Here is a 26,998-nt window from a genome sequence, read left to right on the forward strand (position 1 = left end):
TCGGGAAGTAATGCTTTTTCCGTTTGTTTCAAATTTGGCATTATAACTACCCTGAGACCTATATTCTTTCTAATTGAGAAAATTTATTTTCCCATTTCGACCAAATCACTGTACCTAATTTGTACCTATTTTTGATATCTACACCCAAGGTTGAGATTAGTCAGACTCATGGGGAGAGATTATGATACATCCTGATACACTGTGGTACACAATGATACTTTCAATTCATAACAATTGATATGAGCAGTAATATAAGAGTCAGTAAAGTATGTCAGCACTGTGGTAAACAGTTTATTGCGAAAACTACGGTGACGAAATATTGTGGAGATAACTGTGCTAAAAAAGCTTATAAGAAAAGAAAGAGAGAGGAGAAAATCCAGATGGCAGACAAAGCTCCTAGTGATTTAAAGACATACTATGAAAATGAAATAGGCACTAAAGAATACTTAAGTATTAAAGAAGTTTGCGGCTTACTAGGAATGAGTCGAATGACAGTTTACAGAAACATTAAGTATGGTAGAATACCTGCTTTAAAATTTAAAGGGAGGGTAATTATATCTAAAAAACGTCTAGAAAGAATTTTTATTTAATGAGTATAATATTAAGACAAAAAGACCAAGGGACAGGTAAAATTTATATCCATCTCGAATTCAACCTTCCAGGTGAAAAACGTAGAAGAAAATCTACGGGGCTTTATCTTTTCAGTAAACCCAAAAATCCTACCGAAAGAAAGCATAACAGAGAAATCAAAGAGCTTGCAGAGGCAATAAAATCTCAATATCTAATTAAAGTCAAAAACAAAGAATTCGGCTTCAATGATGACACTCATCAAAAGCTTGATTTTTACAAATACCTTGATCTGCTTCTAAGGAAAAAAAGTGATAGTTTGGGGAACTTGGGTAACTGGAAGAGCATGAAGAAACACCTTCAAAATTTCCACAATGGAGAGCTTCTTTTTAGAGATGTGAACCAAACCTTTGTTTTAAACTTCAAAGAATACTTAGACAAAGAATTAGTTACAAAAAACAAGCAACGCCTCTCTCAAAACAGTAAGCAGTCTTATTTTGCTAAGTTCAAAGCAGCTTTAAAGGAAGCAGTTAGACAAGGTATATTAACGAAAGATCCTTCCTTGAATATTCAAGGGTTCAAAGACGGTGATTCCCAAAGGGAGTTTTAAGGATTGAAGAGTTGAAAAAATTAAAGCAGCAAGGTTGCTCCATCCCATTACTGAAAGAGGCATTTCTTTTCTCATGTTTTACGGGTTTAAGGTGGTCAGATATTCAAAACCTTAAATGGAGCGACATCAAGTATTTGAAAGAAGGAAATCCAGAGCTGAAACTCAGAATTAAAAAAACCAATCGATTTCAAGTTATTCCCTTGGCTAGTGGAGCAATAAGCCTACTCATGAGCATACCTCAGAAAAGCAGTAGGGTCTTTCACTCCCTGAGTTATTCACACGTAGTGAATAATCTGCAAAACTGGATATCTGAAGCAAATATTGATAAGAAGATTACTTTTCATTGTGCAAGACATACTAATGCTACATGGCAAATCACAACAGGAACCGACTTATATACGGTTAAAAGTAACCTCGGTCACAAGCATATAAAAACCACAGAGCTTTACTCTAAGGTAATCGATGACAAGAAAAAGAAAGCAATCGAAAAGCTTGAACTATGAGACACTTAAATGAACTAAACAATTTTTTTGAACTAGCTATTTCGAATGAAGATTGCGAGCAAGAAGTTCTAAAAAGTCTCCAAATAAACGATATATGCTCTATTCAATTGACAGACAATGTTACTGACAATTTTCATCAAGTTATTGAAGATTGGGAATACCATCTTTATTTGAGTAGTAGAGATACAGAAATAGGCTTTAAAGAGTTCTCGGCTTTGCAAGAACGAAAACTACCTATCACTGCTACCAATAGAATGATCCCCCCAGATCAATAGAGGAACTGAAGTTAATTCAAAAACTATACTTGCTCGAAGAATTGATAGTTTCAGACTATCAAGAAATACTCAATACCGAAAGAAATCGCGATTTGAACTGCAAGATTTTTCTAATTGGTTTAGAAGAAAAGCTTAGAAAAATCAATGAATACAGGCTAGAGCACTATGAATTATTTAGATGTCATAGTGAGCCTTATTTCGCAAAAAATAATCATTTCAACATCTTTCTATTAAGTCAACTGGATTCTTATTTCTATAGAATCCATAATCTATTCCTAAGAGACTTAATTGAAACTATAATTACAAAGAACACTGGGATTCATAATCCCGAGACAATATTAAATGCCCTTATCAAAAGATATGGACTAGATACAAAATATGTAAACTGGGATTCTATAATTCTCATGAATATTCCTCAAGCTAAAATGAACAAATCAAAACGTCAAGTAATAGCACAGGAAGCTTCAGTGATTAAAATCTCCGAACAAAACCAGAAAGAACTAATGCTATTGATAGATGAGCATATAAATAAACTTATCAATTCAATCACCAAAGAAGGGTCAGGTGTAATAGAACAAGAGCAAGCAGAAGTATTAAAAAATAACCTCAAAACCTTCTTTACAACTTATAATACCGGACTTCACTCATTTTTGAAAGCAGAAGCAAATTCAGAAAGTTGGTCTGACAATATTGAGCTGTCTGAAGAAAAAAAAGAGTATTTGAAAAACGACCCGATAATAAACAGTTTTATAAAAGTCGAACTACTAGATAACCCCGGTGCAAAATCGGTATTCAATACCTGGAGAACCACCTTATATAAGGAGATAAAAGGAATATTAAAGTCCAAATTTATGAGAAAGTATTGGACTGCATTTTTTAGAAAAATAATGCCAACAGGGAACTCATTCTATAGTGACTATAACCATATAGCTAGGTAATTGATAGAGGAATAAAAATGGTTAATCGATTAGCGTTAACCATTAACCATTTTTAAGAGAAATTTTGTTTTGTATTTCGCATCAGAATAAAGCCAAAACAAGGCTTAAAAGAAATATTTTATTGTTTAATACAAAACTTATGTTAAATCAATTAGAAGAGCTCGTAAAACGTTCGACAATTAACACCAAAAATGTGTTAACCGTAGAAGAGGCAGTAGAATACACAGGACTAGCGAAAAGTAGTTTATATAAACTAACTGCCAACAAATCTATCCCTCATTATAAGCCTATTGGCAAAAGGATCTATTTTCGAAGAACTGAGCTTGAAGAATGGATGTTAAAAAATCCGATTCAACCTCTAAGCTCTATAGACCGAAGAGTTAGTGACATATTGTACGAACTAGAGCAAACAAGAAATTAATCATTGGGCACTATTGGTGTCTTAAGCCCATCTAATATTGAGTGCAAAGAAATTCCTAGGCTGCACTAATATTCGATGTTTCCTAGGCGTAAATCAGCTCTAACCTCCTTCATATTTACTATTAGTCAAATACCAGAATCATTATACCAAATGATAGAGGTATTTCTAGTGTTCATCTAGGGAGAAAAACAGATTAAGAAATAACCTCTGGTAAATTCAGCCTGATTTAAAATACAAGATCACCACAGGAAAATAGTGCAAATGTGACACCCAATTGTCACCAAAAACATTTTAAAAGTAGCGCTTAAAAAGAAACTGCAATGACTGACAACAATGTCAACCCATCTAATAATCAAGAGGTTAAAGAATTACTAAAACAAGAGTTTAACAGTTCTGAACTTCTATTTCCGATAAATGCATTCCCAGATAGAATTAGTAAAGTAATTCATCATACAAAAGAGTCACTACTATTCCCAGTCGACTACACTGGTTGTAGTATCCTTGTTGCAGCCTCAATTGCTCTTGGAAACAAATATCGCATCCAAGTTAAGGAAGGATATACTCAAAGCGCTTCACTTTACTGCGCTATAGTTGGAGACCCTGGAGTGAACAAATCTGCTCCACTAAAATTCATTTTCGATCCACTAATGAATATTCACCATGAATTACACAATCAGTTTTCGAGAGAGAAAAAAGAGTATAATCGTTTGAATGATGAAGACAAACAGAAGGTAGCCGAACCAAAGGTTAAAGGATTGCTTTTAAGCGATAGTACATTCGAATCCGTGATAAAATACTTAGAAAACAATTCGCATGGGCTTGGTATTTACAATGACGAATTAGCCAGCTGGTTAAAAAACTTTAACCGATACAATGGAGGGTCTGATATAGAGTATTGGTTGAGCATATGGAGTAATACACCTTTAAACAAGAGTAGAGCAGCCGATGACCCAATATTAGTCGGTAACCCCTTTGTAAGCGTGATTGGAACTATTCAGGTCGATATTATAAGAAATGCGATTGAAAAAATGGGAGAAAATGGTTTTTACGATCGATTCATTTATGCTTACCCAAAAGATCTAAAAAAGGAATCATGGAAAAGCATTAAATATAGCCTCTCTCCTGAGATTACTAGCTTGTGGAAAGAAACTATATACAATCTATACTCCCAACAAAAAACCGATTTTGCTACTTCCAAAACAGATTCACGATCTATATTAATTTCTGAAGAAGGTATGGAGTTTTTAACCTGGTATCAGGATATGCTTACCTCCTATTTGAATCAAAGTACGAACAAAAAAGCTAAAGGTATCTTAGCCAAACTAGAATTGATAACGCTCAGAATATGCCTAATCCTCGAAGCACTGGAATGTTCAATCAATAATAAACAGCTACATCAAATTTCAATAACCTCAGTTAAAAGAGCTCTACATCTTAGCTGTTACTTCAAATCTTCAGCATTCTCTATTAGCTTCCCAGAAGGAACATCAACCAAAAGATTAAATGGGCAGGCTAAACGTTTGTATGAAGGGCTTAACGAATCCTTTAATATACAAGAGGCAGTAGAAGTATCTAAAGAAATAGGTTTATCTGAAAGGGGTGTTTATCGGTACCTTAAAAACGAAGACTACTATGATAAAATTAAACAAGGAGAGTATGTCAAAAAAGCGTAAATAATAATTACTGCTTCAATTCAGTCACTCTTGTCATTAAATACCATTGTTAGTATGAAAACTAATAATTGGTGTCAATTTTCTGATAATTCTGACATGTATTGAAGCAGTTTACTCTTTTACAGATTAGTACTTGTTCAAGCTAGGCATCCAACTCCCAATTCAAATTAATAAACGGATTGAGGTTTGGTTTTAATGGTACTTCCAAATCAACAAGTTCTTTGTGAGCTGAAACATGAAGGTATTCTATTCTAGAAACCGCATCTAATACTGTATTCTCCTTCACTTTCAAACTACTTGAACACAGTAAGTAATAGACGTTATAGCTCCCATAAAAATCTACTGAGGAACCGAAAACGGTAAGCACATATGGCAATTCGGACAAAGATTGAAAAACAAAATCTTTCTTCTTTTCATCCAGCAAAACAAACTGAATTAATTCTTGAAACAGACCTAATTTTTCAAAGCCTAGCTCGATGGTATATTTCTTAATAAACCCTTTCTCTTTTAGTTTCTGAACTCTCTTTAAGGTAGGGGCTGAACTTAGTTTAATTCTCCTAGCTAACTCATTATTATTAAGAGACCCATCATTGAGCAATTCATTCAATAGTTGAATGTCGAGGTAATCTAAATCTTTCTTTCTTGGCATTATTAAATTGGTTAAAAATTCGGTTGAATTGATTAAAACATGTATAAAAACTGACAATGAACGCTGCACATTTCATGAACTACTACCACCAATAATCTCTCAAAAGGGCTATATATTTGATCAAGCATGGATCAGAACGAATCTATACACTGGAAAACAGTGTATATGGTGGAGGCAAAGGCTCGCGCGTATTTCTTCTTACAAAAAATGGAAATTTGACTTCTACTCTTTGGTCAATGGTTAATTCAAATGATTAACCATAGTCTTTTGAGAGTTCAATAAGAAATTAAATACTGCTACCCATCTCCCCTTCTACGGGAATTAATAGAAACTTCTTATGTGGCACGGGGTATTTGGATTGCCAGACTTACCGGGGGGTATTTGAACAAGGTGGTATGGAAAAGTGAGACATTGGTCACTATTTTTTTTAAAAAAAAATTTAGTCTACGCTACCTCATAAGTCCATAAGGTCTATATAATAAAGGTATCGAAGGAAAATTTAATCAGCTCTTTCATATATGCCTGACAGCTCATTCATGAAAAACATTAACTGTTTAGTATTTCACATCTCTTCTTACGCCATTTATCATCATCAAAAGTATATTCAAAAAAATTTAGTGCCTGAGTCAAGTTTAAATAAACATATTGAATATCAATTATGATTTTTTCACTTGCCTTAATTGAGATTAAGAAGTAACCTTTTGCATCCAATCATATTTTTTATAATGGAAAAACAATAAGTATGCATCAGAAGAAAAAGCTATTGAAATATTCAAATAAACAAGAACAGTTAAATCTGGTGCTCTATTGAATAATCTCTTTGTTAAATAATTGGTTAACCCTAACTGAATCTTAAGAAATGCACACCTAACTCACCTATTCTCTTACCCTATAAAACCTAGTAATCAATAACTTCTGTAGAGTGAAATAGCTATATAAACCCACAACCAATGATTAAAACATACTTCACTAAACAAACAGATGTAAAATCTCTCATCTTAAAAGAATTAAATACCGCAAACAATAGAGTAGTTATAGCAGTAGCTTGGTTTACGGAAGTGGAGTTATTCCAAAAGCTATTAACCCTTCAAAAACGTGGTGTAGATGTCGAAGTCATCATTACCAAACACCAGTTTAATGAGCAATCAAAAAACCACTATGAAACCATAAATGAAAATGGAGGCTATTTCGCGGAAGTAGGCTCTGATGATCAATTAATGCATATGAAATTTTGCATAATTGATTCTAGAATTGTCATTAGTGGCTCTGCTAATTGGACCAATAGAGCCTTTACTGAAAATAACGAAGAGGTAACATTTGTCGAAGGTTATGGGGAGAGAGTCCTTTCATTTGAAGAAGAGTTCCTTCGACTAAAAAAAGTAGCCGGCTACGTCCACGAAACGTCCCCTTTCGCTTTAAACACAACAATTAAAAAGCTCAATATTATAAAGGCTTTAATTCAAGGAGAGGATTACAGCTTAATCAATCAGTACATACTACAAATTCAAGATTTTGCCGAAACTCAGAAGATAACGGACTTTCTAAAAGCTGGAGATTACTATCAAGCATCAATTGAGATAGATACTTTCATAAAAACTAACTCACAGGTTTTCAATCTTTCCGAAATTGAAAAACAACAACTAAACAGTGAAATCAGGCTTTTAACAGCCCAAATAGAAAGTATTGAGCTACAGAAACTTGAAGCCGAGACGTTAATTGATCAATGGAATCATTATTTCGTGATTGAACTGAATCCACTGATCATCGAAGTGGTAAAATACAAAAAGAAGGTTTACGAGAAATATGCCAAAAGAGGAAAAAATGATACAACCTTCCATGATCTTGAGAAGGAGTTGAATGATGCACAATCTGAGTTCAAAGAAGAGAAAGCAAAGAACTATGAACACCTAAATGTAGAGGATCAAAACTCACTCAAAGAGACATTTAGAGAAGCTGTTAAACTTTGCCATTGGGACCTACCTAAAGCTAAAGAAATCTTTGAATCGGAAGAAGAAGCAAACAGGGTTTTCAATAGCTTACATGAGGCATACTCAAGGAAAAATAAAGCTAAGGTTGAAGAAATATTAAGTGACTTAAAAGCCGGAGCTTTAAAATCAAATTACATCCAAGAGAGTGAGCTTGTCATGCTCAGAGCGAAAAAACAGCACTTAATATTGAAGTACGAGAACACCATTCAAGAACTCTCTGAAGTCTTGAGTTCGGACGTGTATAAACTATTAAGTGCTCTAGATGATTGGAGCAAGTATTTCGAAGAGCAGAAAAAAGCTTTAGAAATAGAATTAACTGAGATAAAACAGAAATATTACCATTATGTCTGATCTAATAAAGCATCAAGGAAAAGATTTAGAAAGGAAAATATCCGACAAAATAAATTTGAGTAGCTCTAAACTAGCAACACTCAGTAAAGCATTAAGTAAAAAGCGTCCTAGAATTTTTTATCAGCTAATAATCTTCGTGATTGATGGTTCAAATTCTATGAATGCGAAAACAAAAGAACGGATATCTAGGGCTCAAGCGGTTCATAATTCCGTTACTGAAACACTGGATAGAATAAACAGGAGTAAAAACAGAGAGTGCTTCGATCTATGCTTTATCTATTTTTCTGATGATTTCACAGTCGACATTGAATGTCAAAACATAACAACTCTAGATCAGAATAATGACTACAATCCATTGAGGAAAATAACTCCAAGGGGCACTTTTGCCGAAGGTGCACTAAAGGAAGCCTTCTCAATAGGACGACAATACTGTATCGATAATGAATCAAATGATCACCAAGTTTTAATAAACCTCCTATCCGATGGCAGCTTTGATGATAGAGCACTATCTAAAAAAGTTATAGACCAAATTCATAAGGAGGATAAATTCGAAATGTCTTGTCAATATTTTGAAAGAGAGATTGATTTTTCTACTACCTATTATGCCTGGGATGAGGCAAATGATGAAATTGATAAATCTAGCCCATGTACACCTGAAGAAGCTCAAGCTTACGATAAGAAACATGCAGAGAAGTTTAAAAAATTCGTGACCCAACCTGAGTTATTTCTCTCATCAACAAATACAGAAATAATTAGGAATCATATGATCAAAAGTATTTCAGTTGTATCAAAACTCCTTGATTAATGTACTACTTAGCAGCAGGGACACTGAATATAAAACTGAAGCAGGATGCTAGCGATTTCTCAACTGAAAATCATAAAGTGATTGCTATTTGTGATGGAATCGGGGGAATAGATGGTTCGGAGAGTATTGCAAAATACATTGCCGAACATATTATCCCTTCAGAGAAACCATATTTCCCAATCTATAACAGCGAAATATTTCAAAAGATTAAACAACAGGATATTACTGGTGGAACCACACTAATTCATCTTGAAGTTTTAAAAAATGAAGCATGCATTAATTATTTGGGCAATGGAGGAATAATACATCTACAAGGTGATTACCAGTCAAAAAAGTATGCTGAAAACATCTATCAATATACCCAACTACTAAACCCTCATGTATCCAAAAAAGGGGAACTAGTAAGATATATCTCTAAACACTCTACACCTGGAACACTTCAGTCATCAAGCATACAGGTGTCCCTAAATAATCCTACTGGAGATATTATTCTTCTTTTTAGCGATGGTATAAATAGTCTTGAGGTTAACCCAATAATTACAGATGATGACGGCAGGTACTGGCGCAACGAATCTGACTGTATCCATTTTATTTTGAACGAGTTAGACAAGCATCTGAAAGCAAACTGTGACTCCTCAATATTTCAAGAAAATTTACCCCAATTCATTGATAACACATTAAACAATTTAAACACGCAAAACATGATTGAAGATGATGCCAGTTTGGGAGTTCTTATTTCTGATAAAGTAATACAGCATTACAGAAGTCTGAAAAATGATTGAATCTATAATCAATATCACTCACGTGTCATCATTGGATGGTTTTATCTCCTCAGACGTTTCGCAATTACATTCTATCAATTTTAAAGGAGAACCAGAATTTAATGGTGGATTCGGTAACATTTATAGGGTTACACAAACAAATTTAGGATCCGATGATGAATTGTTACTAAAGTTATTCAAAGATGAAGGACACAGTTACCATGGTTTAGAATCCATTAAGAGTTTACATGATAAATTGAAAAGGCGTGAAAAAAAGACAAACATCCACTGCCTGAATGAAGTGCCGGAACTTTTAGGCTTGCCATTCTTGGTTTTTGAAGGATATAATGAAATTAGTCAAGAATTTGTAAAAGGGTTATTGATACTTGACCTTAACAACTTAGGCTATCTCGATTTTGGACTTGACGATACCGACCACCCTTTTTCGGACATTCCATTAGAAGAGAGATTTATTTACGCTTATCAATTAGCTCGAATTGTTAGATTCTTAGAAGAATTAAAATTCGTTCATTCAGACCTTAAAGAAGATGCTATCTGGATAAACACAACTAGTAAGCATTTAGCCTTAATAGACTTTGATAGTGGCTACCACCACGATCTACAATTGAAGCCTAACACAATTGGAGCTCTAAATCAATGGGCATCTAAACAATGGAGGCGTATCATAAAGGACCATGCGCTAAGCGATGAACTTAAAACTAGAGATCGTATTTTAAATGAGCATTGGGTACTCTCCAACGCTCTATTTCAATTACTCTATTCAACTGTTCCCTATTTCTTTCTAAAAGATGCTAATACCGAAACCAAAGAAGCATATTTAGAAAGTAATAAGTGGCCAAATATTGACCCTCAAAGCCCTCTAGCTAGGAACGATATTCACGAAGATTACTTAAACGTCTTAGAAATTTTTGAAGGAATAACAGATGCACTTGGACCTAGACTTTACAAAACTTTTGAGCAAACTTTTAATGAAGGGTTTGCAAAGAAAATTTCGCAAAGATCATCTCCAGATAATTGGCAGAAGCTACTTTTAGATATAAATCAAAGATTAGAAAACACTCCTAACGTCAATCATTTTACTATTCTCCAAAATGAAATTGAATCAGAGTTTGATGTTGTAGAAGCAAAATTCAGCCTGCAGAACTACAACCAATTGCTAATCAATGGTATTGCACAAGATTACAGAAACTCTAACAGTAAATTCTCATTGAAAGAAGATGGACGTATTAATCTCACACTGATTAATGACGTCTCAACAATTAGGCAAGAATTAAAACTTAAAGTGGTCAAGAAACCACCTCAAATTTTATCGTTTAGAGCTAGTACACCGGAAAGAAACTCTCTTGAACCAGTTACTCTTTATTGGACGACTGAAAACTGCTACAAGGTTCAGATTCATGATTTGGACGAAAAAGAACTTCCTGCTCAACACAGTATTCAAGTTTACCCAAAAAAAACAACAGAATACGAACTAATAGCATGTGGAAGCTTTGGTCAAAAAGTAACTAAAAAGGTCAGAATTGTAGTTCCACAGCCTAAAATCATTGATTTCAAATATGAGATAAATATCGAAAAAGGAATACAAAACATTGATGTCAGTTGGCTAACAGAAAATGCTCAACACTGTAAGATTACTCCCTTTATAGGTAAACAAGCCCCAGAAGGCTGTAAGTCTTTAGATATAATTGAAAAGACAAATTTTAAACTAACGGCTTATGGGTTCTTCGGAGAAACTTCTGCTGAACTTTTAGCCGCCCCCTTTCCTAAACCTATTATAGACAAACTTTTAGTGCCAACCCCAAAGATTGAAATAGGAGCAACATTAAAGGGAACAAAACTACAGTTAGGCATTAATAATTCAGTGAACCTCATTCCTCCTTTTAAGGATTTTGCGGAGCTAGAGATTAAAGAGACCTCTTTGATTGAGCCTACTCAACTGAACACATTTATTGAATTAAATAATGATGTAATTCCAACAGCTAGTGACCAACCAGATGAGTCATGGTTTCAAAGTACTTTCAACTTAATGAAGAAAAAATTAAAAAAAGATGAGCAAGCCGTCTAAGACAATCAACCGATTCTTCGAGCCGTTATTTAACCTCTTTATTTGGTCTTCTGGTGCAGATGCCAAAATATTAGACCAAGTACCAACAGAAAAAAACAAATACTATGGAATTGGCGGCACTATAGTTTTTACAGCCCTTATGGCAAGCTTTGCCGGGGGCTATGCTTTCAATACAGCATTTAAAAACCCAATGCTTTCTGTATTTTTCGGTCTCTTCTGGGGAGCACTAATTTTTAATCTCGACAGATACATAGTATCAACTTTTGGCGTAGGTGATGGTAAAAGAACCATCTCCAGACAAGAGCTAGTAGAAGCTGCACCAAGGCTTGCTATGGCAATGATACTAGGGTTTGTTATTGCCACCCCATTAGAACTAAAGCTATTCGAAAAAGAGATCAATGCAGAGATTAGCAATCAAATATCTATTGCCAATAACAAAATCATCGAGTCTGGAGAAAACGACCCAATACTAACTCGACTAAGAACAGAGCGAACTGAGCTAAACACCAACATTCAAAATCGTACTCGCATTATTGAAGAAAAAAGATTGGCTTGGGTTCAGGCAGACAAAGACAAAAACGATGAATGGAACCTAGGCAAGTTTAGTGGGAAAAGAGGTAAAGGTGGTTATTATGAAGACCTCAAGAAAAAAGCGGAAGATGCAGAAGCTGACTACAATAAGGTAAAAGCAGAGTATGGTGCTCTTAACTCTTCAGACTATGATAGAATAGATAACATAGACGAAAGAATAGAAGAGAGAAGGCAGTACACAAATGTGGAAACGCAAAAGCAAAAGACGGTGCAAGATCAAAACGATGGACTCATGGCGCGTTTGAAAGCATTAGATAGTCTTACATCCGAAAACAGCTCCCTAGCTACAGCCAAATGGTTAATAACCATCATGTTTATATTTATAGAAATTGCTCCAATTCTATTTAAAATGATGACTGAACGTGGTCCATATGATGACATTCTGGACAGAATCAAATACGAGACTAAAGTTAAACAGATGCTTATTCAGTCTAACCTCAATGAAGAAATCAATACTCAGGTAAAGATAAATTCTGAAAAAAACGAACAGAAAATACAGGCTGAAATGGCTGCTAACAACGAGTTAATGCAACAAGTTTTGAAAGCTCAAACTGAAGTAGTAGAGGTAGCTATTGAAAATTGGAAAAAAGAACAAAAGAAGATTGTAAAACTCAACCCAGAATTGGTGATTAAAACTAATAACAACTAAAAGCTAATCTTAAAATAGGTTTGGATGCAAATAAAAAAGACATCATCATGTCAACTTTTCCTAACAACCCATTATGCCTTAGAGCAGATAAGTATAATATTGCATTTTGCCTAAATTAAGCATAACCTCTCAAGCACAATTCACTTATGAGTATAGATAAACTAGACCTCTCCTCCCCTGACCTCGCAAACCAAAACTTTGAAAAGTTAGCAGCCCTCTTCCCCAACTGCGTAACGGAAGGTGCAGAAGGCAAAGCCATAGACTTTGACCTACTCAAACAAGAGCTGAGCCATGCCGTGGTAGAAGGCAATAAAGAACGTTACCGTTTAGAGTGGCCAGGGAAACGAGAAGCCATAGTTACCGCTAACCTACCCACTACTAAAACCCTACGCCCTGTAAGGGAAGACTCTGTAGATTTTGACAATACCGAAAACCTCTACATAGAAGGCGACAACTTAGAAGTGCTCAAGCTACTGCAAGAAAGCTACTTGGGCAAGATTAAGATGATTTACATAGACCCACCTTACAACACAGGTAAAGACTTTGTGTACAAAGACAACTTTAGCAAAGATGCCCAGGAAGAACTCATAGAGAGTGGACAAAAAGACGAGTACAACCAACGCTTGGTAGCCAACCCAGAAACGGCAGGACGCTATCATTCCGATTGGTTAAGCATGATGTACCCAAGATTGAAGTTAGCGAGAAATCTATTGAAAGGTGATGGTGCAATATTCGTTTCTTGTGATGAATCAGAGCACCCCAGACTTAGGCAAATGCTTGATGACATATTTGGACAAGGCAACCTTGTTGGCGACTTAGTTTGGGCAGCAGGTAAGAAAAATGACTCACGTTTAGTTTCTATCTCACACGAGTATATAGTTTGTTACGCAAAGAATGTGGACGTTCTCAAAGAAAAGAAAATTATTTGGCGTCAAAGAAAGAAAGGCTTAGAAGAAATTTACGCTCAATATAATCGACTACAAAAGCATTATAAAGATGATTATGAAACTATGACTTCTCAACTGAAAGATTGGTTTAAGAATCTTTCAGATGGACACCCTTCAAAAGCACATAAACATTATTCACACATTGATAAGCGAGGAATTTACTTTCCAGATAATATTTCTTGGCCAGGCGGAGGCGGACCAAAGTATGAAGTGCTTCACCCTAAGACGAATAAACCAGTAAAAGTCCCTTCGAGAGGTTGGATGACAAGTGATCCTAAAAAACTACAAAAATGGATAGACGATGATAGAGTTCACTTTGGATCAGATGAAAACAAAGTGCCTTGTATCAAATCATATTTGAGTGATAGGGAGAATGAAACACCATATAGCGTATTCTATCAAGATGGAAGAGCTGCCTCAAAGAGATTACGAACCTTAATGGAAGGTGATTATTTTGATTTTCCGAAGGATGAAATGGTCATAGAAGAAATTGTCGAAATGCTAACAGATGCGGACGATATAATACTAGACTTCTTTGCAGGTTCTTCGACTTCAGCTCACTCTATTTTAGCTCTAAATGGCAGAGAAAAGAAAAATAGAAAGTTCATACAAGTTCAACTCCCAGAAAAAATAGACGAAAAAAGTGGAGCCTACAAAGCAGGTTACAAAAACATTTGCGAAATAGGTAAAGAACGAATTCGTAGAGCAGCCAAGAAAATCAAAGAAGAAACCAATGCAGATATTGATTATGGCTTCCGTGTGTATCGCTTAGATAGCAGCAACATGCAAGATGTCTATTACAAGCCACAAGACTATGATCAAGGCAACTTAGACCTCTTTGCAGACAATGTAAAGTCAGACCGCACCGCAGACGACTTGTTAGCACAAGTCATGTTAGATTGGGGCTTACCCCTATCGCTCAAAATTGAGCAAGTAGATGTATCAGGCAGGAAGGTCTTTAAAGTAGCCGAAAACTCGCTCTATGCATGTTTTGATAGTGGTATTGATGAAGACTTTGCCAAAGCCATTACCCAAGATGAACCATTACGCATTGTGTTCAAAGACAGTGGCTTCAAGAACGACACAGCTAAAGTGAATGTAAAACAATTGCTGAAGCAGTTGAGCCCAGAAACTGAAATGAAAGTAATCTAATATGGCTGACCTCAATGAGAAAATAAAAGAGCTTGCTCAGAGAATAGATAAGCACCGCAAACTAGAAACTAAAGAGCTTCAAAGACCAGATAAAAACCTAGCTGTTGCTCTCGCGGAAGTCAACTACTTTGGCATGGATAGAAAAATTTGGCTTACTTCAAGTTCAAATCTTGGTGGTCATAAATTTGTACGGGATATAACGGGACACACCATTAATACTACCGATGGAGACCCGACAACTCTTAATTCTGATGGTCTGGTAATTTATAAGCGCAGTCCTGCCGGTGAAGTAATAATTCAAAATGTACATGGCTCAGGTAAAATAGAGACTCCGCAAGGTATCAAAGAGATATCTGTTTCTACGCTAAGTCAGTATATCCCAAATCCAAATTCAGCCGATGCCAGAGACTTGGAAATAAAGATTGATAAGTCCACCAAAAGAAATTATTCTACCCTCAGGGAGCTTCTGGAGATATTCAGAAAGTCCGAAAGTTCAATTCAGAAACTTGAACTAGAAGAGCAGCTTTTAAAAGAGCAAGCCAAAGAAGCAGACGAAAATGAACTTGATCGAATAGTTAGAGAAAAAGAAAAAGCCTTAGCAGAAAGAGAAAGCATATTATCAAAAGCCAGAAGCTTTATAAGAAGAAGCGCAGAGCTTAGATATCAACCAATTATGGATCCTTGGCAAGATGAAGTCATGAGATCCTTAATCTTCAACGGCACCTTGGCAATAGATGGAGGACCGGGAACTGGTAAAACTACTGCCCTTATTCAAAGGATTAGATTCTTGTTAGATAAAGAAGCCATGTTGGGCTCAAATGAAGCTGACCCAGAATTCATTAATAAGGGATATATGCCCGGTATGTCTCTAGCTCAACAAAACAAAATCTTTAACAACGATAGAAATTGGGTCTTCTTCACTCCAAACGAATTACTCAAACTATTCTTGAGGAATAATATGATTCAAGAGGGGTTGAATGCAGATGACCAAAGAGTCAAGGTTTGGAAAGACTATTTGATTCCGCTGATTAAAGATTACGAATTGGTTAAAACAGACACCCAAAACCTTTTTTTATTTTTAAGAAAGAACCTTGAGGAAAGTCTACTCCCTAACAGTGGTAATGAGATTGAGGCACTCATAAAGTCCTTCGAAAGGCATTTTCTTGATCTTCTCAATAAAAAGCTGGAAACCCTTATTAATTTAAAATTAGAGCGTTTTGAATGGAAGGCAAAAGGTATTTCAATTCAGAATTACATTAAACAATCGGATCAGAAAAATAAAATAGAGAGTATCGTTCGTCTTTATTTCAATCTCCAGGAAACATATAAGGAAGAAGTAGTTGAACTTAGAAATAAATTCAATGAACAACTAGCCAAGGCTGCCGCACGAATTGAAAGAGAATCCAATAGAAATGACACCTTTAAAAATGAGGTATATCAATTTGCGGAAACCTGGAAAAAGCAATCTAATACCAACTTGGATTCCGAATTAGAAGAAGAAGACGAAGAGCTTGAAGATACTACAGGAGAACTTGAAGGTTTTCTTTTTGGCAAGTATAAGCTTCTGATAAAAAATAGCGCTTTAGCTAAATTTGATCCTTCAGTTCGCTTGAGCAAAAAGTATCAAGAGCTCAACCTGATTGTTGAAAAGTACATTTCGTTCAATGAGTTCGACACATTCGATCAAATTGGTCAACTAGCCTATTTTGTTAAATATTTCGTGAGTTGTATAAAGGGTGTTTCAAGAAATGTATTCTCAGAAATACCCAAAACCTATAAAGAATTCCGAAAGTCAGAAGCCTCAAACCCAAACTCCAACTGGAATATTGAGCTTCTGAATACATTAATTTCAGACGAAAAAAGTCGCAATAAGCGATTACATCCGGAGGAACAATCTTTCCTAATTTATTTCATCAACCGAACCATCAAAAAATCTTATAAAGTCTCAAAAGTCAATTCAGACCAAATTAATCACAGTTACTTCGAGGGATATAGAAACAATTCTGTACCGGTTATCGGAATAGACGAAGCAACAGATTTTCATCTGGTCGATCTTTTGGCAATGCATAGTCTTTCTGATATGGAAATCTCTTCCGTCACCTTCTCCGGAGACCTAATGCAAAGATTAACCACCGGAGGTATAAGAGATTGGAAAGAGTTAAAGAATCTGATAAGCCCCGTTGAGATTAAAGAGTTACTTGTCTCCTACCGTCAAAGCCCTACTCTATTAAGTCTAGCAGGTGATATTTTCAAAAAGGCTACCGGAAAAGAGGCTGAATACATTAGCCACATGGAAAAAGACGCCAGTGAGCCCAAACCATTAATATTCAGATCTGATAATGAGGAAGAGAAAATCGATTGGATCAGTAATCGCATACTGGAAATTTACAATGCCTATGGTCGGGAGTTAATACCTTCAATCGCTGTATTTCTACCCAATAAAGAGGGAATTGAAGAATTTACTGAATTATTAAGTGAGAAGGATGAATTAGCTGATGTCGGAATTAAGGTAAGAGCAAGCAAGGAAGGTGAAGTATTAGGAGATAAAAATGTGGTGAGAATTTTCCCTGTTGAATACATCAAGGGTATGGAATTCGAAGCAGTCTTCTTTCATAACATTCATGGTATTCAAGATTCATTTGAATCAGAAGAAATGATCATGAAGCATTTATATGTAGGGCTTTCCAGAGCCTCTTTTTACATAGGAGTTACAACCAATAAAGATGGAAAATTTGAATTCCTTGATGACCACTTTGATAGAAATAGAGACTGGAAATAAATGCTTATTTCAAGAATTGATTAATGAAACTACAGTTTAAAGAACAAGAATTTCAAATTGAAGCAGTGAATGCTGTAGTCAATTGCTTCGCTGGTCAACCACTTAAGACCAATCGATTTACATTAGAGCGCAGCAAGGAAATACTTCGAAAAGCAAAGGAATCAGCTGGTGCTACATTGCAAATAGGATATTCCGTTGAAGAAGAGATAGGCTATCGCAACTCTGCAATCCAACTCATGGAAACGCAGATGCTCAAGAATATTCAGGAAGTTCAAAAGAAGAACGACCTGCATGAAAGTCAACAAATAGAACGTCCTCGTGGTGTAAAGTTAGGCTACAACCTAACCATAGAAATGGAGACAGGAACAGGTAAAACCTATACCTATATCCGCACCATGTATGAATTGCATAAGAAGTACGGTTGGAGCAAGTTTATTGTAATTGTACCCAGCATTGCTATTCGTGAAGGCGTTTACAAATCTTTTCAGGTAACGCAAGACCATTTTCAAGAACTCTACGGGCACAAAATCAATCCATTTATTTACAACTCAGGTCGCCCACAGGATATTGAGAATTTCGCTTCCGATAGTCGAATCAGTGTTATGATTATTAATACTCAGGCATTCTCTTCACCTAAGGTTGATAAGAAAACAGGTGAATTAAAAAATCAGGTTGGTAATAGAATTTACAGGGAGCTTGATCAGTTCGGAACACGAAGACCAATTGATATTATTGCTTCAACAAATCCTATCCTAATTATTGATGAGCCTCAGTCAGTAGGTAAGCAAGGTTCAAAGACTTTAGACAGTATGCAAAGTTTCAATCCACTTTGCACAATACGTTACTCAGCCACCCATGCTAAAGGTGAAGAGTACAATAAAGTCTATCGTTTAGATGCCTTAGATGCCTACAACAAGCGTTTGGTCAAGAAAATACAGGTAAAAGGTATAAACCTAAAAGGCTCAACAGGGACTGAAGGCTACTTCTATCTGCAAGAAGTGAAAAAAATGCCTAGTGGGCAGAACCCCAAAGCCGTAATTGAAATTGAATGTAGGCAAAGCCAAGGCATAAAAAGAATGGTATTTCAAGTTTCTGATGGGGCTAGGCTGTCTGAATTATCAAACGGATTACCAGTTTACAAAAATTTAATCGTAAGCAATATAAACGCAGGCACCAATACCATACAGCTCAATAATCAGGTTATAGCTGCAGGTGATTTGCTCAACGACAAAGACGAGCACGCTTTCCGTAGAGTGCAAATACGAGAGTGTATTCTGTCACACTTGGAAAAAGAAAAGCAGCTCTTTGGTCAAGGCATTAAAGTTCTTTCATTATTCTTTATTGATACGGTAGAGAAATACCGTGTTTATGATGAATTAGGAGACCAGCAATTGGGTGAATATGCCCAGATATTTGAAGAGGAATATAATAAGCTCAGAAGTAAGTTTTTGAACCTATTCGATCAAGAATACAACGATTATTTGAAAGAGACGGATCCGGGCAAGGTGCATAAAGGCTATATGCCTACCAACTTTGGAGAATACCTTAAGAGAGATTCAGCAGACCAGGTACACAACGGCTATTTCTCAATAGATAAGAAAGGCAAAACGGTTGATCCTACAGTTAAACGTGGCAAGGAAGAGTCTGAAGATGTTTCAGCCTATGACTTGATAATGAAAGACAAGGAAAGGTTGCTGAGCTTTGAAGAACCTACACGATTTATCTTCTCGCACTCTGCACTTAAAGAAGGTTGGGATAACCCGAATGTATTCCAAATATGTGCTTTAAAACATGCTGAAAGTGGTAGTTTAACTAGACGCAGACAAGAAGTAGGGCGTGGTATGCGTTTGTGTGTTGATAAACGTGGAGTCCGTCAAGATTTTGAGTTGGTTGGCGACCAGGTACATGAATTGAATAAGCTTACTGTAATTGCTTCAGAGAGCTATGAAGCCTTTGCCAAAGGATTACAGAAAGAAATAGCCGAAACGCTCAAAGAGCGCCCACAAAAAGCAGAAGTAAAATACTTTGTGAGTAAGCTTGTTACCAACGAGCAAGGGGATGAATTACGCCTTTCAGAGGATGATGCTAAGAAGCTACAGTTCAAACTTATTGTAAGTGAAATAATTGACGAAGATTACAAGATTACCCCTAAAGGGAAAGAACTGATTGAGCAAGGCAAAGTTCCTTTACCCGAAAAGCTTGCCCCCTTCAAAGAATCTGTTTGCAAACTACTACAGACCATTTATACAGGTACTGAGTTCAAGCCCGAAGATGAACGTGAAACAGTAAGTCTAAACACCAATAAGAATTTTGCTAAGAAAGAGTTTCAGGCACTTTGGGAAAAGATTAACCTAAAGACCATTTATGAAGTACAGTTTGATACTGAGCAGCTTATTCAGGATGCTAAAGTCAAAATAGATGCTCAGCTCAACATTGGCGACCGTGTATATGAAGTAAAGACAGGAGAATTAGAAGATGGTACTGCGGAGCAGATGAAGGAAGGTAGTTTGGTACGTGAGTCCAAACGCCAATACATGAAGCTCAAGAATGATTTGTATTCCAATACGGTTTATGATGTTGTTGGTGAAATAGAAGTACAAACCAACCTCACTCGCAGAACCATTGTAGAGGTACTCAAGAAGATTAAGCAAGAGAAGTTCTTGCTTATACGTAAGAACCCGGAAGAGTTTATTGGCATATGCAGCAAGCTGATTAATGAAGTAAAAGCAAGTCTAATTATTGATCACATTACCTATCATAAAACCGAAGAAAGGCATGATGCCAAAACCGTGTTTACCAATGATAAGTTTGCATTGCGCAAGTCCGAATTACTCAAAAAGCACATTTACGACTTCCTTACTTCCGACTCTAAGATTGAATCAGACTTTGCTACTGCATTAGAAAACAGCACCGAAGTTGTGGTCTATGCCAAGCTTCCCAAAAGCTTTTATGTGTCCACACCAGTAGCCAACTACAGTCCTGATTGGGCAATTGTATTCGATAAAGACAAAGTGCGCCATATCTACTTTGTAGCTGAGACCAAAGGATCTGATTCGGATATGGACTTGCGAGAAATAGAGAAACTAAAAATCCATTGTGCCACAGAACACTTCAAAGAAATAAGCGGAGCAGAAGTGAAATTTGAGAAAGTAAGTAGCTACGAGAAACTAATGAACATTGTACAACTGAATTAAATAAACCACATGGCAAAGCTGATTGAAGTAGAAGAAAGAGACATTGACTTTATTTTTGGCAAGAATAAGCCCTATCGCTTAGATGTTTACCAGCGTGACTACCGTTGGAGTGATGATAAGGACTATAAAATAGTATCACAGTTATTGTGGGATATTGAACTTCGTTTTGAGAATAACCTGAAAGTCAATAAAAGAAGTAGCACTATGGACTTGGCAGCTATTCTAAATGATGTCAGAACCAATTTCAAAGCCTACTTTTTGAATACCATTATGCTCAACGAGCAAGATGGAGATATTTTTATTGTTGATGGTCAACAAAGGCTAACCACAATACTTCTCATTCTTATTAAGCTTCTGCACCTTGGCAAAGCCAATGACACCAACGGAATGAACATTGATAAACTGTTGGGAGAGAAAATTTATGAAGAAGACAAAGCAGGCAAGAAGCACTTTAAAATATCGAATAAGGATAGAAACAAGATCATTCAAAAGATTTTTGAGTCCACCCCTATCCAGGACGATGACATAAAGAATATTACTCAGTTCAACTTGGTTGCCAATTATGATATCATTTCAAAATACTTTGATAAATACTTTAGCAAGAAGGATGGTGGTTTCGATATAATCAAATACAACTATTACATGTACAACCTCACTGAGAAGGTTTTAATCATTGAACAGGTCATAAAGCATAAAGAAGACGTGGCTATGATTTTTGAAACTGCCAATGACCGTGGGAAGGAATTGGAGCCACATGAAGTTCTAAAGGGGATGCTTCTCGGAGTTTTAGATACCTCTGCCAAAGAAGAATGTAATGCTATTTGGAATGATGCACTTTCTACCTTTTTCAACTTAGATGAAAACTACAAGAGTGTAGATGAGTTCTTCAGAACCTACTTCCGCGCTAAATACGCTGATAAAAAGAGCCAATACGACTCATTCGCAGGGAAATACCACAAAAACCTTTTGTCAAACGATAAGATTATTAACGACCTTGATAGAACAACACCATCTAAGATTGAAAATTTTATTAAAAATGAATTTGTTTACTTCTACAAGACTTTCTTAGAGATCATTAAAACAGCAAAAGACGAATCAAATATTTACTTAGCGTCAAACTATGCAAATGAACGTGGACAACAGGTCCTTTTGATGTTATCAGCACTCAACTATAATGATGATGAGAAAGAACAGAAAATAGAGTTAATAGCTAAAAAAGTTGATCAGTTCTATACCATTGCACGACTTATCGGTGTCTATGACTCTAATGAGCAACAAAAGGAATATCATAATATTAATCGAGAAATACGTGGTAAAAGCATGGTTGAAATTGAAACAATATTCAATCAAATTATCGTTCGTCATTTAAATGAAAGGGATATTCCAATAAAGTCATTGGAAGAAGTTTTCCAATACAAATATTTCAGTTCTGCAGGAAATGACGGAAGGTTTACAAAGTATGTTTTAGCTCGTATTGACTACTTCTTAGCAGAGCTTCTTAATGAACAATCATTTGCTAAACAGGAAAAACTCTTTGTAATTACCCATAGTGGAAGTAAGCCTGTCAATGGATTTCATACGGAGCACATGTTTTCGTACAACGAGATAATCATGGCTCAATTCACGAATGATGAAGGTGAATATGATGAAAAGCTTTTCCTTGACCAAAGAAACAGACTTGGTGGATTATTACTTCTAAAAGGCAATGAAAATATCAGGACAAGCAATTGGGTTTATAAGAAGAAGAAAAACTCATATCAGAATAGCGGCTTTATCTGGAACAGGATTTTGACCAATTCTATAAATCCAGCTTCAATAAACAGTTGTAATCACCCCATAAAAAATAAATTCAAAAGCTACGAACCTGATGATCAAGGATTATTAGATATGACTGCCATTGACGAGCGTCAGGAGCTAATATTTGAGATTATTAAAGAGATTTATAACGATTAAACACTAGAGTGCATGAAGCTAATCGATAATGTAAGCACTCGTTTAGGAGAAGACTTAAAAGAGAATATTCATAAGGGAGATAAACTCAGTATTGCAGCGTCTTCCTTTTCTATCTACGCCTTTGAAGAACTTCGAAAAGAACTGGGAAAGATTGATGAGCTGAGGTTTGTCTTCAGCTCCCCTACTCTAATTGAAGAAAAGTTTCAAAAGGTAAGTCGGCAATTTTACATACCTCATATTTACAAAGAAGAAGAGCTATGTGGTGGTGAATTTGAACTTCGGTTGCGTAACAAACTCAATCAAAGAGCTATTGCAAAGGAGTGTTCAAAATGGGTCTCAGAAAAAGTTACCTTTAAAAGTAACAAGCATTCAAACCGCCCTATTACTGGTTTAATACATGTTAATAAGGCAGACAACACCGATGTGGCTTATGCCAACATTGATGGCTTTACTACTTCAGATCTTGGTTCTACACCAAAAGGTGGATTTCCAGTTCTTGTCCAAAAGAATGCATATCCAAATAGTGAAGCTTTTCTCGAATGGTTCAACCAAATATGGGAGAACCAGCAAGATCTAGTTGATGTAACAGAAAAAGTTCAGAGCTACTTTGAGAACGCCTTTAAAGAAAATAGCCCGGAGTTTATTTATTTCATTACGCTATACAACATCTTCAATGATTTTCTTGAAGATATGTCTCTAGACAACCTCCCTGACGATCAGATAGGCTTTAAAGACACAGTTGTTTGGGACAAGCTGTTTAATTTCCAGAAGGACGCTGTTATTGGAGCAATCAATAAACTAGAGAAGTATGGTGGTTGCGTTCTAGCAGACAGCGTGGGACTTGGTAAAACATTCTCCGCATTAGGAGTTATCAAGTACTATGAAATGAGGAATAAGGATGTCCTAGTTCTATGTCCAAAAAAACTTGAAGCCAACTGGAATACGTTCAGACACAATGACAAGGACAATATCCTAGCAGCGGACAGGTTTAGGTTTGATGTGCTTTTTCATACAGATATGTCGCGCAATTCCGGGACAAGTAATGGCAGAAATTTAGCCAATGTTAATTGGGGTAATTATGGACTAATTGTAATAGACGAATCACATAATTTTAGAAACAATAATGCCGCAGAAGGGAAGGAAAATAGATACCAAGCTCTGATGAGAAAAGTGGTTAAAGAGGGTATTAAAACAAAAGTCTTAATGCTTTCGGCAACCCCCGTGAATAATCGTTTCAATGACTTGAAGAATCAACTTGCTTTGGCTTACGAAGGTGAGCCAGAAGAAATGGATAAGAAGCTTGATACCCAAATTGGTATTGAAAATATATTCAGAAGAGCACAAAGATCCTTTAATGAATGGAGCAGATATGAACCGGAACGAAGAACGACCGATGTCCTTTTGGATATGCTTGATTTCGATTTCTTTGAGATACTGGACTCCTTAACAATTGCACGATCAAGAAAGCACATTACAACCTATTACGATACAAAAGACATAGGTAAGTTTCCGGATAGAAACCCTCCTCAGTCAATAAGATCTAAGCTGACACTAGATGGTTCGATTACATACACTGAAATAGCTGAAAACCTCAATTTCCTAAATTTATCAATTTACTCACCTCTACATTATGTACTTGACAGCAAGCGACAGTTTTATGCTAATTTATATGATAAGGATGTGAGATCTGGTGGAGGAAGGTTAAAGCAGACCGATAGAGAATCAAGCTTACTGATTCTCATGAGAATTAACCTACTCAAAAGGCTAGAGAGCAGTGTTGACTCTTTCAGGATTACTCTTGAAGGTATCCTTGAGCAAGTTGAAAGTGCCTTAAAAGCCATTGATGATGGAGTAGAGCATTATAAAGGAACGCACATTGATATCGATGATGAGAACTTAGACTGGGAGCCAAACCTAGGCGATGAAGGAGTATTCGGAAAGAAAATCAAAGTCCATGTAGCTCATATGGACACTGTAAGATGGCGCGAAGATTTAGTAAATGATCAAGAGATTTTAACTTCTCTTTGGAATAAAGTAATAGATGTTAGAGGTGATCATGACGCTAAGTTGCAAGATCTTATTTCTCTCCTTCTAGGGAAGGTTGATTCCCCGTTTAATATAGACAATAAAAAGGCAATAATATTCACAGCCTTTGCCGATACAGCCAATTATCTATATGAACAACTTCAGCCACTTTTAAAGAACAGGTATGGTTTTCATTCAGCACTTGTTACCGGATCAAAGAAAATATCAAGTTCAAGCGCCATACCTAAAGACTTAAATACAATCCTCACCTGCTTCTCTCCAATCTCCAAAAGTAAAGAACTCCTTTTCCCTCATATTAAGGATAGTATTGAGTTGCTAATAGGAACGGATTGTATCTCAGAAGGACAAAATTTGCAAGACTGCGATTTCCTCATCAATTATGATATTCATTGGAATCCGGTGAGGATAATACAACGCTTCGGAAGAGTTGATAGAATTGGATCTAAGAATGATTCAATTACCATGGTCAATTTCTGGCCTGATATGGAATTGGACTCTTACATCAACTTGAAACAACGCGTGGAAAGCCGAATGGCAATTACTGATATGACTGCCACTGGTGACGATAATATTTTAGATAGTAATTCTAGAGACCTTGATTACCGAAAGTCACAACTAAAGAAATTACAAACCGAAGTTATTGACTTAGAAGACTTAAGGGAAGGTGTTAGTATTACCGACTTGGGTTTAAATGATTTCAGAATTGACTTATCGAATTATATCAAAGAATACGGAGAACTTAAACATATTCCAGAAGGGTTGCATGCTGTTGTCCCTTCAACTCCTATTCTAGAACCTGGTGTTGCTTACGTTTTGAAAAATGTGAATACAACAGTAAATATTGACAAACTGAATCGACTACATCCATATTACTTAGTGTATTTAACGAATGAGGGTCAAGTATTCTTAAACCATGTAGAATCCAAAAAGACTCTTGATGCTATGCGTATGTTATGCAAAGGGGTTCATGAACCAATACAAGAACTATGCGCTCAATTGTCAAAAGAAACAGATGATTATTATGACATGAGTTTCTATTCTAAACTCTTGAAAAAGAGCATTTCGACCATTCTTAAAACTGAAGAAGACAAGGAAGTACTTAGCTTATTCAAAACAGGCGGTACAACCGCACTTCAAGACAAGTTCAAAGGAATTGAAGACTTTAAATTGATATCTTTCTTGATCATTAAGTAATGCACACATTTGATCTACCCAAAAGGACTTATGTAGATAGAGTAATACCAAAGAACTCTTTCGACTCCTATTGTACTAATAAGCAAAAGCAAGATTTCACAAAACTGATATCTAAGATTACTTGGCTCAACAAGATCTCAAAGCAAACCACCAATTTAGGAAGTGAGGATATTGAGGAAATTCAGGTTTTCAATGTTGAGCTCAAAGTGAATGAAGGAGTTCAACATCTTCTAGATGTAATTGACAAAGCTATTCCCTACCCCATAATTTTCATTGTTGAGCACCCGGAAAAGCTATTTGTCTCAACGAGTCAAAAACATTTACATCCGACAAAACCAGATACTAGCGTTATCGATCATACGATAGCTAAAACTATTCAAACTATAAGTGAAATCACTATTCAGTTGACGGGTTCTCTTGATCAAGTATATAAGTCCATCTACAACTCACTGAGTTCTATCTCATCAGTTGGCAAAAATATTGAGACTGTCATTGATTTTGAGCAAAAAAAAGCGAGGCTAGAAAAGGAAATCAGTACACTCAAAGGCAAGATATCGAGAGAGAAGCAATTCAACCGCAGATTAGAGTATAATCAGCTACTCAATACTGCAAAGCAAGAACTCGAAATCCTATTGGGGTCTCAATAAGACCTGCCATTATACAAAGAGTTAAATGATATTCTGGATGTATACATTCTATTCTGATGATAGGCGAAAAAAAATCAGAGGATATTAGCTGATACGCTAATGGATTTGAAGTCTTGTACGATGCCCCAGCACCTGTTTAGTAAGAACACATCCTAGTGTCTTAAAAGGCAATGTATTTTATTCTATAATATTCACAAATATATTCTCAAACGTGTTTAA

The 26,998-nt window shown here is 36.0% G+C and carries 19 protein-coding genes; 18 read left to right on the top strand and 1 reads right to left on the bottom strand.

The genetic code is table 11. From position 1 onward, the window contains the following. Positions 1-239 precede the first annotated feature (239 nt). From BMW98_RS11660 to BMW98_RS11690, 7 genes are all read left to right on the top strand, one after another. Complete coding sequence (locus BMW98_RS11660; protein ID WP_090258763.1) at positions 240-590, top strand: helix-turn-helix domain-containing protein; 351 nt, start codon at positions 240-242, stop codon at positions 588-590. Then, a complete protein-coding gene (locus BMW98_RS11665; RefSeq protein WP_090258764.1) occupies positions 590-1,177 on the top strand; it encodes a phage integrase SAM-like domain-containing protein in 588 nt (195 codons plus the stop codon). The genes BMW98_RS11660 and BMW98_RS11665 overlap by 1 nt, the downstream gene beginning before the upstream one ends. An 11-nt stretch (positions 1,178-1,188) precedes the next feature. Beyond that, complete coding sequence (locus tag BMW98_RS11670) at positions 1,189-1,680, top strand: site-specific integrase (protein WP_162844733.1); 492 nt, start codon at positions 1,189-1,191, stop codon at positions 1,678-1,680. Continuing rightward, positions 1,677-1,955, top strand: a complete 279-nt coding sequence (locus BMW98_RS11675) for a hypothetical protein (protein WP_090258766.1) — start codon at positions 1,677-1,679, stop codon at positions 1,953-1,955. The genes BMW98_RS11670 and BMW98_RS11675 overlap by 4 nt, the downstream gene beginning before the upstream one ends. A 29-nt stretch (positions 1,956-1,984) precedes the next feature. After that, the gene (locus tag BMW98_RS11680; RefSeq protein WP_090258767.1) at positions 1,985-2,893 is read left to right on the top strand and encodes a hypothetical protein; all 909 of its coding nucleotides are present in this window, start codon (positions 1,985-1,987) and stop codon (positions 2,891-2,893) included. 139 nt (positions 2,894-3,032) lie between these two features. Then, complete coding sequence (locus BMW98_RS20705; RefSeq protein WP_090258768.1) at positions 3,033-3,314, top strand: helix-turn-helix domain-containing protein; 282 nt, start codon at positions 3,033-3,035, stop codon at positions 3,312-3,314. Positions 3,315-3,634: 320 nt separating this feature from the next. Continuing rightward, complete coding sequence (locus BMW98_RS11690) at positions 3,635-4,987, top strand: DUF3987 domain-containing protein (RefSeq protein ID WP_090258769.1); 1,353 nt, start codon at positions 3,635-3,637, stop codon at positions 4,985-4,987. 142 nt (positions 4,988-5,129) lie between these two features. Here BMW98_RS11690 and BMW98_RS11695 read toward each other — a convergent pair whose 3' ends face one another. Next, on the bottom strand, positions 5,130-5,636 hold the full coding sequence (locus tag BMW98_RS11695) for an Lrp/AsnC family transcriptional regulator (protein WP_090258770.1): 507 nt from the start codon (positions 5,634-5,636) through the stop codon (positions 5,130-5,132). A gap of 950 nt (positions 5,637-6,586) precedes the next feature. On the opposite strand from BMW98_RS11695, the gene BMW98_RS11700 reads away from it, so the two are divergent. The 11 genes from BMW98_RS11700 (at position 6,587) to BMW98_RS11750 (ending at position 26,779) form a co-directional block, all read left to right on the top strand. After that, entirely contained in the window at positions 6,587-7,975 is a 1,389-nt protein-coding gene (locus BMW98_RS11700; protein WP_090258771.1) for a phospholipase D-like domain-containing protein, read from the top strand. Beyond that, entirely contained in the window at positions 7,968-8,780 is an 813-nt protein-coding gene (locus BMW98_RS11705) for a vWA domain-containing protein (RefSeq protein ID WP_090258772.1), read from the top strand. The genes BMW98_RS11700 and BMW98_RS11705 overlap by 8 nt, the downstream gene beginning before the upstream one ends. After that, positions 8,780-9,562 (top strand): hypothetical protein, encoded by a 783-nt coding sequence (locus BMW98_RS11710; RefSeq protein WP_090258773.1) that lies wholly within the window; start codon positions 8,780-8,782, stop codon positions 9,560-9,562. The genes BMW98_RS11705 and BMW98_RS11710 overlap by 1 nt, the downstream gene beginning before the upstream one ends. Continuing rightward, on the top strand, positions 9,555-11,627 hold the full coding sequence (locus BMW98_RS11715; RefSeq protein ID WP_090258774.1) for a protein kinase family protein: 2,073 nt from the start codon (positions 9,555-9,557) through the stop codon (positions 11,625-11,627). The genes BMW98_RS11710 and BMW98_RS11715 overlap by 8 nt, the downstream gene beginning before the upstream one ends. Continuing rightward, complete coding sequence (locus BMW98_RS11720) at positions 11,611-12,867, top strand: DUF4407 domain-containing protein (protein ID WP_090258775.1); 1,257 nt, start codon at positions 11,611-11,613, stop codon at positions 12,865-12,867. The genes BMW98_RS11715 and BMW98_RS11720 overlap by 17 nt, the downstream gene beginning before the upstream one ends. A gap of 146 nt (positions 12,868-13,013) precedes the next feature. After that, positions 13,014-14,966 carry a site-specific DNA-methyltransferase gene (locus BMW98_RS11725; protein ID WP_090258776.1) on the top strand — a complete coding sequence of 651 codons (1,953 nt, stop codon included), beginning with the start codon at positions 13,014-13,016 and terminating at the stop codon, positions 14,964-14,966. Position 14,967: 1 nt separating this feature from the next. Then, positions 14,968-17,745, top strand: a complete 2,778-nt coding sequence (locus tag BMW98_RS11730) for a helicase domain-containing protein (protein ID WP_090258777.1) — start codon at positions 14,968-14,970, stop codon at positions 17,743-17,745. A 23-nt stretch (positions 17,746-17,768) separates the two neighbouring features. Further along, the gene (locus BMW98_RS11735) at positions 17,769-20,939 is read left to right on the top strand and encodes a type III restriction-modification system endonuclease (protein ID WP_090258778.1); all 3,171 of its coding nucleotides are present in this window, start codon (positions 17,769-17,771) and stop codon (positions 20,937-20,939) included. Positions 20,940-20,948: 9 nt separating this feature from the next. Continuing rightward, the gene (locus BMW98_RS11740; protein ID WP_090258779.1) at positions 20,949-22,892 is read left to right on the top strand and encodes a DUF262 domain-containing protein; all 1,944 of its coding nucleotides are present in this window, start codon (positions 20,949-20,951) and stop codon (positions 22,890-22,892) included. 12 nt (positions 22,893-22,904) lie between these two features. Beyond that, positions 22,905-26,132, top strand: coding sequence for a helicase-related protein (locus tag BMW98_RS11745; RefSeq protein WP_090258780.1), 3,228 nt, complete (start codon positions 22,905-22,907; stop codon positions 26,130-26,132). After that, the gene (locus BMW98_RS11750; protein ID WP_090258781.1) at positions 26,132-26,779 is read left to right on the top strand and encodes a DUF4391 domain-containing protein; all 648 of its coding nucleotides are present in this window, start codon (positions 26,132-26,134) and stop codon (positions 26,777-26,779) included. The genes BMW98_RS11745 and BMW98_RS11750 overlap by 1 nt, the downstream gene beginning before the upstream one ends. Positions 26,780-26,998: the final 219 nt, after the last annotated feature.

It is taken from the genome of Roseivirga pacifica (assembly GCF_900111145.1).
GTDB lineage: Bacteria > Bacteroidota > Bacteroidia > Cytophagales > Cyclobacteriaceae > Roseivirga > Roseivirga pacifica.

Bases quoted from the DNA above. Each gene is read 5' to 3' on its own strand.
- BMW98_RS11660 (WP_090258763.1), top strand. From the start codon at position 240: ATGAGCAGTAATATAAGAGTCAGTAAAGTATGTCAGCACTGTGGTAAA.
- BMW98_RS11665 (WP_090258764.1), top strand. From the start codon at position 590: ATGAGTATAATATTAAGACAAAAAGACCAAGGGACAGGTAAAATTTAT.
- BMW98_RS11675 (WP_090258766.1), top strand. From the start codon at position 1,677: ATGAGACACTTAAATGAACTAAACAATTTTTTTGAACTAGCTATTTCG.
- BMW98_RS20705 (WP_090258768.1), top strand. From the start codon at position 3,033: ATGTTAAATCAATTAGAAGAGCTCGTAAAACGTTCGACAATTAACACC.
- BMW98_RS11690 (WP_090258769.1), top strand. From the start codon at position 3,635: ATGACTGACAACAATGTCAACCCATCTAATAATCAAGAGGTTAAAGAA.
- BMW98_RS11695 (WP_090258770.1), bottom strand. From the start codon at position 5,636: ATGCCAAGAAAGAAAGATTTAGATTACCTCGACATTCAACTATTGAAT.
- BMW98_RS11700 (WP_090258771.1), top strand. From the start codon at position 6,587: ATGATTAAAACATACTTCACTAAACAAACAGATGTAAAATCTCTCATC.
- BMW98_RS11705 (WP_090258772.1), top strand. From the start codon at position 7,968: ATGTCTGATCTAATAAAGCATCAAGGAAAAGATTTAGAAAGGAAAATA.
- BMW98_RS11710 (WP_090258773.1), top strand. From the start codon at position 8,780: ATGTACTACTTAGCAGCAGGGACACTGAATATAAAACTGAAGCAGGAT.
- BMW98_RS11715 (WP_090258774.1), top strand. From the start codon at position 9,555: ATGATTGAATCTATAATCAATATCACTCACGTGTCATCATTGGATGGT.
- BMW98_RS11720 (WP_090258775.1), top strand. From the start codon at position 11,611: ATGAGCAAGCCGTCTAAGACAATCAACCGATTCTTCGAGCCGTTATTT.
- BMW98_RS11725 (WP_090258776.1), top strand. From the start codon at position 13,014: ATGAGTATAGATAAACTAGACCTCTCCTCCCCTGACCTCGCAAACCAA.
- BMW98_RS11730 (WP_090258777.1), top strand. From the start codon at position 14,968: ATGGCTGACCTCAATGAGAAAATAAAAGAGCTTGCTCAGAGAATAGAT.
- BMW98_RS11735 (WP_090258778.1), top strand. From the start codon at position 17,769: ATGAAACTACAGTTTAAAGAACAAGAATTTCAAATTGAAGCAGTGAAT.
- BMW98_RS11740 (WP_090258779.1), top strand. From the start codon at position 20,949: ATGGCAAAGCTGATTGAAGTAGAAGAAAGAGACATTGACTTTATTTTT.
- BMW98_RS11745 (WP_090258780.1), top strand. From the start codon at position 22,905: ATGAAGCTAATCGATAATGTAAGCACTCGTTTAGGAGAAGACTTAAAA.
- BMW98_RS11750 (WP_090258781.1), top strand. From the start codon at position 26,132: ATGCACACATTTGATCTACCCAAAAGGACTTATGTAGATAGAGTAATA.